The following is a 7,748-nucleotide window of genomic DNA, read 5'->3' as shown; positions in this document are numbered from 1 at the left end:
GGGCCTATTTCGCGTTGGCCCCGGGGGGGCCGGCGGCGCGGCGGGGTGTGTTGTGGGCCCTCTTATTGTGCCTTTTCGGGGTGGCGCCTGAGTACGCGTACTCAGGCGCCACGGGCGTGCCGGGCACAGGATCGATACATGCTGTGGTCAGATCCGCCCGATGAGCCTCCTGAGGAGCTGCGCGAAGTTCAGGACAAGCTCCGTCGGCTGGGCGTCGTGCTGGCCGTGGCCGCGGTCGTGCTGATGGTCCTGCTCGCGGGGCGATAGCCGTCCCCGCAGGCACGAAGATCATCGTTCCCGCATAAGGGGAGGCGACTCTCACAGTTCTCTTCCGCAACCACCTCCCCCGAAATTGCTTCTTCCTCCCTTGAGAGCGCAATTCGGGCGCCCGGCTGCCGTCCGGGCGGCAGCCGGACGGGAGTGGGAGAGCGATGAACAGGCCGCTGAGACATATAGCCGTGTTCTGCGGGGTGCTGGTGCTGGCCCTGCTGGCGCGCGCGACCTGGGTCCAGTTCGTCCAGGGCGAGAAGCTCGCCAACGACCCGAACAACCGCCGCGTCAAGATCGAGGCGTTCTCCTACCCGCGCGGCAACATCATCGTCGGCGGCAAGCCGGTCACCGGCTCGGTGGCGACCTCCGGCGACTTCAAGTACAAGCGGACGTACAAGGACGGCCCGATGTACGCGCCGGTCACCGGCTTCGCCTCCCAGGCCCAGGGGACGTCCTTCCTGGAGGGCATCTACAACAAGGTGCTCAGCGGCAAGGACGACCGGCTCGCCCTCAAGAACGCCAAAGACATCCTGACCGGCGAGAAGCCGCGCGGCGGCGATGTGATCACCACCATCGACCCCAAGGCGCAGAAGGCCGCGTACAAGGGCCTGACCGACCTGAACGCCAAGGGCGCGGTGGTCGCGCTCGACCCGCGCGACGGCCGGGTCCTGGCGCTCGCCTCCACCCCCTCCTACGACCCGTCGGTCTTCACCGGTATCTCCAACGCCGAGGGCAAGAAGTTCAAGGAGCTGGACGCCGACAAGTCCAAGCCGCTGAGCAACCGGGCGCTGCGCGAGACCTACGCCCCCGGCTCCACCTTCAAGATCCTCACCGCGGCGGCGGCCCTGGAGCACGGCGTGGTCTCCGACATCAACGCGCCGTCGGGCGCGCCCGCCCCCTACCAGCTGCCGCAGAGCACCACGAAGGTCGGGAACGACGTCGCGGGCGCGCCCTGTGACAAGGCCTCGCTGAAGACCGGTATGCAGTGGTCGTGCAACAACGTCTTCCTCGACGCCGCGCTGAAGGTCGGCAAGGACAAGATGCGCGAGACCGCCCAGAAGTTCGGCTTCAACGAGAATGTCTACGACGAGGACCTCGGGGACCTGCTGGCCACCAAGAGCCTCTACCCGGACAAGCTCGACAAGCCGCAGACCGCGCTGACGGGTATGGGCCAGGGCAGCCTGACCAGCACGCCGATGCAGATGGCGATGGTGGCCGCCGGCCTCGCCAATGACGGCAAGGTGATGATGCCGCACCTCGTCGACGAGGTGCGCGGCTCCGACCTGTCGACCATCGAGAAGGCCGAGCCGAAGATGATGTCCCAGGCCGTCTCCGCCGACACCGCGAAGAAGGTGCAGGAGATGATGGAGTACACCGTCAACGAGGGCACCGCCGACAAGGCCGCGATCGACGGGGTGACCGTCGGCGGCAAGACCGGTACCGCCCAGCACGGCGCGAACGTCAACGACGAGCGCCCCTACGCCTGGTTCGTCTCCTACGCCAAGCAGAGTGACGGCAGCTCCCCGGTCGCGGTCGCCGTCTTCGTCGACCCCAAGGACATGTCCATTCCCCGGGAGGAGATCGCCGGCGGCAAGCTGGGCGGGCCGATCGCGAAGTCGGTCATGGAGGCGGTGCTGAAGAAGTAAGCCGGGCGGCGCCCCGGTCACCGGGGCTCCGTACGATGGCGGGCATGACCCAAGAGTCCCGCCCCCGCCGTCTCGTCCTCGCCTCCCAGTCCCCGGCCCGGCTGGGCCTGCTGCGCCAGGCCGGACTGGCCCCCGAGGTCATCGTCAGCGGCGTCGACGAGGAGTCGCTCACCGCCGCGACGCCCGGTGAGCTGGCCCGGGTGCTCGCCGAGGCGAAGGCCGAGGTGGTCGCCGCCCGCCCGGAGGCCGCCGGTGCCCTGGTCGTCGGCTGTGACTCGGTCCTGGAGCTGGACGGGCAGGCGCTCGGCAAGCCCGCCGACGCCGAGGACGCCACCGCCCGCTGGAAGTCCATGCGCGGCCGCTCCGGCATCCTGCAGACCGGCCACTGCGTCATCGACACCGCGACCGGCCGCCGGGTGGCCGACACCGCCGCGACCACGGTCCGCTTCGGCGAGCCGACCGACGCCGAGATCGCCGCCTACGTCGAGAGCGGCGAACCGCTCTTCGTCGCGGGCGCCTTCACTCTCGACGGCCGCTCCGCCCCCTTCATCGAAGGCATCGACGGCGACCCCGGCAATGTCATCGGCCTCTCCCTGCCGCTGCTGCGCCGGCTGCTCGCCGACCTGGACGTCGCGATCACCGACCTGTGGACCTGAGCGGCGCCCGCGCGCCAGGGTGTGACCACTCGCGGTAAAGCCCGGAACGGGCGGGCGTGCGGCGCTTAGGCTGCCCGCATGGCATTAGTCGTCGAGCTGATCAGCTACCCCATCAAGGGCTGTGCCGGCGTCCCGGCGGACGCGACGGAAGTCACCCCGGCCGGCCTCGCCCATGACCGCAGCTTCCTGGTCGTCGGTCCCGGCGGCGTCTTCCGCAGCCAGCGCGCCGACCCCCGGCTGGCACTGATCCGGCCGGAGGTCGGCGCCGACGGAACCCACCTCACCCTGCACGCGCCGGGCCGGGACCCACTCCACCTGGACATCGACTTCGGCACGGGCTCGGACGCCCGCTCCGACGTCGAGATGTTCGGGACGCCGTACCGCGCGGTCGACCAGGGCGACCGCGTGGCCGGGTGGCTGTCCGAGGTGCTGGGCGCGGAGAGCCGGCTGGTGCGGGTGCCGCCGGAGCACGACCGGGTGACCGACGGACTCACCCCCGGCACCTCCGGCTTCGCCGACAGCAGCGCCCTGCACATCCTCTCCCGGGCCAGCTTCGACGACCTCAACCGCCGGATCACCGCGGCCGGCCGCCGCCCGGTCCCGCTGGACCGCTTCCGGCCCAACCTCGTGGTGGACGGCTGGGACGCCCCGCAGACCGAGGACCGGGTGCGGCGGGTCACGGTCGGCGGCGCCGAGCTGGGGTTCACCAAACTCGCCATCCGCTGCGCGGTCACCCTCGTCGACCAGCGCACGGGGGACAAGGCGGGCCCCGAACCGCTGCGCACGCTCGCCGCGTACCGGCGGGTGCCGGAGGGCGGGGTGGCGTTCGGCGCGAAGTTCTCGGTGGTGGTCCCCGGAAAGGTGTCGGTGGGCGACGCATTCGAGGTCACCGAGTGGGGAACCGATTGACCCGAAACGAGTCGATCGCCCCGGTCGACACCGTCATGAGGAGTCCGCACCATGCCGAAGATCCTGATCGTCGCCGGTGACGCCACCGAGGACCTGGAGTTCTTCTACCCCTACCAGCGGCTGCTGGAGGAGGGGTACGAACCCGTGATCGCGGCCCCCTCCCGCAAGAAGCTCCAGTTCGTCGTCCATGACTTCGTCGACAACTTCGACACCTACGTGGAGCGCGAGGGCCACTCCTGGCCGTCCGACCTCGCGCTCTCCGAGGTCGACCCGGCCGAGTTCGCGGCGCTGGTGCTCCCCGGCGGCCGGGCCCCCGAATACCTCCGCAACGACGCCGGCTTCCGACGCGTCGTCACCCACTTCTTCGACGCCGACAAACCCGTCGCCCACATCTGCCACGCGGCCCTCTCCCTGGCGCCCCTGGGCGTCCTCAAGGGCCGCCGCACCTCCGCCTACCCGGCCTGCGCACCGGACGTCGAACTGGGCGGCGGCACCTTCGTCGACGGCCCCGCGGTAGTGGACGGCAAGATCGTCTCAGCCCGCGCCTGGCCCGACCACCCGGACTGGATGCGCGCGTTCGTGGAGGTGCTGCGGGAGCACGCGCCGGTGAAGTAGCGGCGGGGGCGGGGGCATGTCGGCATCTGACGGTGGCCGTTCCGGTCACCGTCAGACCGGCAACTGCCGAAGCCCGCCTCGACCAAGGTCGGGATGCCATCGGGCCCGGAAACGAACCGCGTTGGGCCCATCAGGGGTGTTCAGGGGCCCACCGAGACCAGCACACGTCGCCCTGCGCCGCCTCGCGTGAGACCGTCAAACGCTCCGACCTGGCCGGACAGGCCGGCTACGGCTACTGCCGCGGCCACTCCCGCTTCTTCTGGGGACTGCGGCTCCACCTGGTCACCACCGCCGAAGGCATGCCCGTCACCTGGTGCCCGGCCAACCCCCAGCTCGGCGAACGGGAGGTGATGACCGCGCTGCCGGAACGCGACCACCACCTCATCGGAGCCGGTCAGGTGGTCCTGGCCGACAAGGGCTTCGCGGGCAAGGGGCTCGAAGCCTTCCTCACCGAGCGACTCGGCGTTCACCTGGTGCGGCCGGACCGCAAGGACGAGCCGGTCAGACACGGGAAGACCACCCGTGTCCGCCAGTGGATCGAGGCAGCGGCACGCCGATCAGGACCGTACGGTCGCCGTCCGCGCTCCGCCCGATGAGCCGCCGTTCCGGTACGGGTATCCCGGACGCTTCGTCATCCAGCTCCCCCAGCACCGTGCAGGGGCCGATCGCGCTCCCGCGCGCCCGGCCCGCCGCACCCGCAACCGATGCAGGCATGCGCACCATCCCCCGTCGTACGACCTCGCGCGACGAGCCTGCCCGGGCGTGTCGCGGGGCCCTCGGGGGCGTCGATCCGCCCCGGGGAAAGGGGAGTTCGGGCCTGGCGGGAGAGTGCCCGCCCCCGGCGAGGGACGGGGTGCGCGGGGTCAGGCGGAGGTGGGGGCCACCGGCGGTGCGCCGTTCGGGGGGTTTTCCGCGTTTCCGTGCGCGTCGCCCGTAAGGCCCTCGCCGTACGCCATCAGCGTCAGCACCAGCAGCCCGAGCACCACCATCATCGCGAGGAAGGCGACCCAGCCGACCAGGCCGACCGCGAAGGCGCCCAGGAGGCCGTGCACCACCGCGCAGCTGATGAGGGCGATCCGGGCGAAGCCGCCGGGGGCGCGGTCACGCAGGGCGCCGCGGAGCAGGACGCCGGCGCAGAACAGCAGAAAGAGGCCGAAGAGGATGCCGCCTATCCAGGAGCCGGCGGACATCGCACGCGGCTGCAGACCGGCCAGCGACATCTGCTGCCGGTCGACGACGATGCTCAGAATCCAGTTGAGCAGCACGATCCCGAACGCCTCCAGGATCAGCACCACCGCCGCTGTCACGGCCACCGGCCGTCGCGCCACTCTCACCCCGTCCACCCACTTCCGCCGTTCGCCCCAGCCCGATGCGCCATGTGGGCGCCTGTTGCCGCCGTTACCCCGGTTACCACGAGTACAGAAGACAGCGGGCACGCTACTAATGGGTAATGGCTTGGGCAAGGGTTGTGCACGAGCGGGTGCGGGACGACTGTGGATCACGGGACCGGCGGCGCGCCGACGGACGGAGTCGACCGCAAAGATTCCTTCGCCCATTCGTAGGGACTCCACAAAGAATTGACGATCCGCTGGAGGCCCGAAGTTCGAGACCTAGGCCACACCGGGCCCCGATCCGGAGCCCGGAAATCCGGGCCTACCCTGGGATACCAGGGGAATCAGGTTCCTCACTGGCGCCCCGAGCACACTCCGTGTGGGCAAGCTCACCCCAGGGAACGGGTCGGCACGCGGTGTCGCCAGTCCCTAAAATCGCGGCATCCAATAGATGCGGCGAAGCGCCAAGGAAGGACCCATCGTGCGCAAGGTGCTCATCGCCAACCGTGGCGAAATCGCTGTTCGCGTTGCCCGTGCATGCCGGGACGCGGGGATCGGCAGCGTAGCGGTCTACGCCGACCCCGACCGGGACGCCCTGCACGTACGCGCGGCAGACGAGGCGTACGCCTTGGGCGGTGACACTCCTGCCACCAGTTACCTGGACATCGCCAAGGTCCTGGCGGCCGCCGCCGATTCGGGCGCGGACGCCATCCACCCCGGGTACGGCTTCCTGTCGGAGAACGCGGAGTTCGCGCAGGCCGTCCTGGACGCCGGGCTGACCTGGATCGGCCCGCCCCCGCAGGCCATCCGCGACCTCGGTGACAAGGTCGCCGCGCGGCACATCGCCCAGCGCGCCGGTGCGCCGCTGGTCGCCGGTACGCCCGACCCGGTCTCCGGTTCGGAGGAGGTCGTGGCCTTCGCCAAGGAGCACGGCCTGCCCATCGCGATCAAGGCCGCCTTCGGTGGCGGCGGCCGCGGTCTGAAGGTGGCCCGGACCCTCGAAGAGGTGCCGGAGCTGTATGACTCCGCGGTGCGTGAGGCGGTCGCCGCCTTCGGTCGCGGCGAGTGCTTCGTCGAGCGCTACCTGGACCGCCCGCGGCACGTGGAGACCCAGTGCCTGGCCGACAAGCACGGCAACGTGGTCGTGGTCTCGACCCGTGACTGCTCGCTGCAGCGCCGCCACCAGAAGCTGGTGGAGGAGGCCCCGGCGCCGTTCCTGACGGCCGAACAGAACGCCGAGCTGTACCGCGCGTCCAAGGCCATCCTCAAGGAGGCCGGCTACGAGGGCGCGGGCACCTGCGAGTTCCTCGTCGGCCAGGACGGCACGATCTCCTTCCTGGAGGTCAACACCCGTCTGCAGGTCGAGCACCCGGTCACCGAAGAGGTCACCGGCCTCGACCTGGTCCGTGAGATGTTCCGGATCGCCGACGGCGAGAAGCTCGGCTACGACGACCCGGAGGTCCGCGGCCACTCCTTCGAGTTCCGGATCAACGGTGAGGACCCGGGCCGCAACTTCCTCCCGGCGCCCGGCACGGTCACCAGGTTCGACGCGCCGTCGGGCCCCGGTGTCCGTCTGGACGCGGGTGTGGAGTCCGGCAGCGTCATCGGCCCGGCCTGGGACTCCCTGCTGGCCAAGCTGATCGTCACCGGCGCCACCCGTCAGCAGGCCCTGCAGCGTGCCGCCCGCGCCCTGAACGAGTTCCGGGTGGAGGGCATGGCCACCGCCATCCCGTTCCACCGCACGGTCGTCCAGGACCCGGCGTTCGCTCCCGAACTCACCGGCTCCGCCGACCCGTTCACGGTCCACACCCGCTGGATCGAGACCGAGTTCGTCAACGAGATCCCCCCGTTCGCCGCCCCCGGCGCGGACGAGGCGGAGGCCGACAGCCGCGAGACGGTGGTCGTCGAGGTCGGCGGCAAGCGCCTGGAGGTCTCGCTGCCGTCCTCGCTGGGCATGCCGCTGGCGCGGGCCGCGGTCGCCGGCGGTGCCAAGCCGAAGCGCAAGGCCGCCAAGAAGTCCGGCGGCGCCGCCTCCGGCGATGCGCTCGCCTCCCCGATGCAGGGCACCATCGTCAAGGTCGCCGTCGAGGAGGGCCAGCAGGTCACCGAGGGCGAGCTGGTCGTCGTCCTGGAGGCCATGAAGATGGAGCAGCCGCTCAACGCGCACCGCTCCGGCACCATCAAGGGCCTGACCGCCGAGGTCGGCGCGGCGCTCACCTCCGGCGCGGTGATCTGCGAGATCAAGGACTGACCCGAGGCCGTCCGACCAGACGGACGAGGGGCTCCCGGCTTCACCGCCGGGAGCCCCTCGCGTCGTTTCC

Annotated in this window: 7 protein-coding genes and 1 pseudogene; 7 read left to right on the top strand and 1 reads right to left on the bottom strand. The window is 70.8% G+C overall.

Features of this window, described 5'->3' with window-relative positions:
- The first annotated feature begins 138 nt into the window (after nucleotides 1-138).
- The 6 genes and pseudogenes from mmpB to ACFW5B_RS22515 form a co-directional block, all read left to right on the top strand.
- Nucleotides 139-267, top strand: coding sequence for a morphogenic membrane protein MmpB (gene mmpB / locus ACFW5B_RS22540; protein WP_386442331.1), 129 nt, complete (start codon nucleotides 139-141; stop codon nucleotides 265-267).
- Between the two features lie 164 nt (nucleotides 268-431).
- Entirely contained in the window at nucleotides 432-1,916 is a 1,485-nt protein-coding gene (locus ACFW5B_RS22535) for a peptidoglycan D,D-transpeptidase FtsI family protein (RefSeq protein WP_386442328.1), read from the top strand.
- A gap of 44 nt (nucleotides 1,917-1,960) precedes the next feature.
- Complete coding sequence (locus tag ACFW5B_RS22530) at nucleotides 1,961-2,572, top strand: nucleoside triphosphate pyrophosphatase (protein ID WP_386442325.1); 612 nt, start codon at nucleotides 1,961-1,963, stop codon at nucleotides 2,570-2,572.
- Nucleotides 2,573-2,650: 78 nt separating this feature from the next.
- Nucleotides 2,651-3,481 (top strand): MOSC domain-containing protein, encoded by an 831-nt coding sequence (locus ACFW5B_RS22525; RefSeq protein WP_386442322.1) that lies wholly within the window; start codon nucleotides 2,651-2,653, stop codon nucleotides 3,479-3,481.
- 51 nt (nucleotides 3,482-3,532) lie between these two features.
- Entirely contained in the window at nucleotides 3,533-4,096 is a 564-nt protein-coding gene (locus ACFW5B_RS22520) for a DJ-1/PfpI family protein (RefSeq protein ID WP_386442319.1), read from the top strand.
- Nucleotides 4,097-4,251: 155 nt separating this feature from the next.
- Nucleotides 4,252-4,641 (top strand): annotated as a pseudogene (locus ACFW5B_RS22515) (transposase); the annotation flags it as partial.
- Nucleotides 4,642-4,959: 318 nt separating this feature from the next.
- On the opposite strand, the gene ACFW5B_RS22510 reads toward ACFW5B_RS22515, so the two are convergent.
- Nucleotides 4,960-5,409 (bottom strand): hypothetical protein, encoded by a 450-nt coding sequence (locus tag ACFW5B_RS22510; RefSeq protein WP_386442316.1) that lies wholly within the window; start codon nucleotides 5,407-5,409, stop codon nucleotides 4,960-4,962.
- Between the two features lie 499 nt (nucleotides 5,410-5,908).
- Between ACFW5B_RS22510 and ACFW5B_RS22505 the strand changes: the two genes are divergently transcribed.
- Nucleotides 5,909-7,678, top strand: a complete 1,770-nt coding sequence (locus ACFW5B_RS22505) for an acetyl/propionyl/methylcrotonyl-CoA carboxylase subunit alpha (protein WP_386442313.1) — start codon at nucleotides 5,909-5,911, stop codon at nucleotides 7,676-7,678.
- Nucleotides 7,679-7,748: the final 70 nt, after the last annotated feature.

This window comes from Streptomyces sp. NPDC058773 (assembly GCF_042746015.1).
GTDB lineage: Bacteria > Actinomycetota > Actinomycetes > Streptomycetales > Streptomycetaceae > Streptomyces.
This window is presented reverse-complemented; position numbering and strand designations above follow the sequence as displayed.